This is a genomic window from Ornithinimicrobium jinqii (assembly GCF_045032595.1).
In the GTDB taxonomy this organism is placed as follows: Bacteria; Actinomycetota; Actinomycetes; order Actinomycetales; family Dermatophilaceae; genus Ornithinicoccus.
Map to the genome: position 1 here is coordinate 1 of NZ_JBJFZS010000063.1, position 1,540 is coordinate 1,540.

Annotated in this window: 2 protein-coding genes; both read left to right on the forward strand. The window is 71.5% G+C overall.

What is annotated here, in order from left to right:
* The first annotated feature begins 78 nt into the window (after positions 1 to 78).
* A complete protein-coding gene (locus ACI3ET_RS16310) occupies positions 79 to 1,245 on the forward strand; it encodes a tyrosine-type recombinase/integrase (protein WP_405034123.1) in 1,167 nt (388 codons plus the stop codon).
* Positions 1,242 to 1,540 (forward strand): hypothetical protein (locus tag ACI3ET_RS16315; protein WP_405034124.1); only part of this gene is annotated, 299 nt, incomplete at its 3' end. The genes ACI3ET_RS16310 and ACI3ET_RS16315, both read left to right, overlap by 4 nt.

Sequence of the window (1,540 nt, forward strand, 5' to 3'; positions counted from 1 at the left end):
TCCGCTTGATATGTGGGTGATCTTCGGATCATCGGCGCCTGTACTTTGCAGGTGTCCGTCTCGCTGAGGAGGCGCCTGATGTCAGCTCTGTCGTTGAGGTTCGTTCCGGGCGATGAGCGGTTGCCTGGGTCGGCTCCGGGCAGGTTCGACGAGCCGTTGCTGGACGCCTTCCTGGACTTTCTGGCGGGCCGGTCTCGGCCGAACTCTGTGCTGGCGGCCACCTATGACCTGAAGGTGTTCTTCTCCGTGGTGGACAAGCCGGTCGCGGAGGTCACTAGCAGGGACGTGCTGGCCTTCATCACGGCCCAGCGGGCCGGGGCGAAGAAGCTACCGGCGGTGGGGCCGATGGTGCCGGTGGTCGGGATCGACGGCTCGCCCGCCTCGGGCGGCGTGGGGTTGCGGACGGTCCGTCGGCGCCTGTCGACGATCAGCGGTCTGTACGCCTTCCTGACCGTGCGCGGCGACGTGCCGCGCAACCCGGTGCCGCGGGGGCTGCCGACCCGGCGCGAACGCAACCGTCCCCGCCAGGGTGTGCCGTTGGTGCGGGCCCCACGGACGCTGCCGCGGATTCTGGCCCCGGCGGAGGTCGACGCGCTGGTCGCGGCGCTGCGCACCCACCGGGACCGGGCCATGGTCGCGGCGATGCTGCTGGGCGGGCTGCGCCGCTGCGAGGTCCTGGGCCTGCGCCTGGAAGACCTGCGACCCGGTGAACGGCGCGTCTTCGTGGCCGACGGCAAGGGCGGGCACCAGCGGTACGTGCCGATCGCGCCCGCGTTCTTCATCCACCTCGCCGCCTACCTGAACACCGAACGGCCCGCCGAGGCCGGCACGGGCAAGGACGACGGCGGCACCGACCGGGTCTTCGTGAGCCTGAAACGGCCCCGGCGGGGCCACCCGTTGAGCGCGGACGGGCTGGACGAGGTGCTCGAGGGCGCCCGCCGCCGTGCCGGCCTGGACCGGGCGACCTGCCACCAGCTGCGCCACACCTGCCTGACCCGGCTGCGGACCGCGGGGATGCCGCTGGAAGCGGTACAGGCACAAGCCGGGCACGCCTCGATCGAGTCCACCCGGATCTACCTGCACCTGGGCGAGGACTGGCTCGCCGCCCAGTACCGCACCGCCTCGGAGGTGATCGACGCGCAGGTCTTCGCCATCGACCCACCCTTGACGCCACCACCGACCCCGGTCCCTGGCCTGCGCATCGCCGGTGAGCCGACCCCCGGCCTGTCGGGGCGGTCCTCGTGAGGCGCGGACGTCGGCGGCTGCGCCCGCCGAACCCGTACGCAGCCATCCCGTTCGCGACCTGGGAGCAGCTGACCGAGGCGGTACCGGACATCGCCGACGTCATGGTCCGTTACGTCGAGCAGGTCGCCTGTATCCTGCGCCCGGGCAGCGTGCACAACACCGACCTGGACCTGCGCTGCTTCGCGACCTACCTGATCGAGCGCCATCCGCAGGTGCGCACGGTCGCAGCGATCGGCCGTCCCCAGATCGAGGGCTACAAACCCTGGCTGCTGGCCCGCCCAGGACAGAACAAACC

What these genes read in the sequence shown, in the direction of transcription:
- ACI3ET_RS16310 (WP_405034123.1), top strand. Translation starts at nt 79, where the DNA reads ATGTCAGCTCTGTCGTTGAGGTTCGTTCCGGGCGATGAGCGGTTGCCT.